1 protein-coding gene is annotated in these 377 nt (G+C 77.2%); it reads right to left on the minus strand.

All coding sequences use genetic code 11. From position 1 onward, the window contains the following. Positions 1–377, minus strand: a 377-nt coding sequence (locus EOE48_RS29565) for a YDG domain-containing protein (RefSeq protein WP_187371606.1), incomplete at both ends; no start/stop codon positions are given.

Consider the following 377-nt stretch of genomic DNA (forward strand, 5'->3'; position numbering starts at 1 on the left):
GGGGCGTCGCCGTAGGTCGAGCGCCCGTCGTTGGCGCGCACGGTCACGCCCGCCGGGGCGATGGTGAGGGTGGCGGCTGGCGGCAGGGCGTAGTTCGCCGCCGAGCCGTTGCCGCCCGTCACCGCGAGGGCGAGGCCGGTCAGGCTCGCGCCGGCGTGGAGGCCGGCCTCGGCCGAGGCGGCGGTGGCGGAGCCGGCGGTCAGCGCGACGCTCTCGCCGTCGACGCCGCCGGTGACCGTGAGCTGGCCCGCGCCGAAGCCCGCGGTGGCGTCGTAGGTCTTGGTGCCGGTGACGGTGAGCAGCGCCGGATCGACCGTGAGCGCGCTCGCGTTGCCGGCGGCCTGGACGAAGCGGTAGTTGCCGTCGATGGCGGTGAG

Origin of the sequence: Methylobacterium oryzihabitans (assembly GCF_004004555.2) — a bacterium.
Lineage (GTDB): Bacteria > Pseudomonadota > Alphaproteobacteria > Rhizobiales > Beijerinckiaceae > Methylobacterium > Methylobacterium oryzihabitans.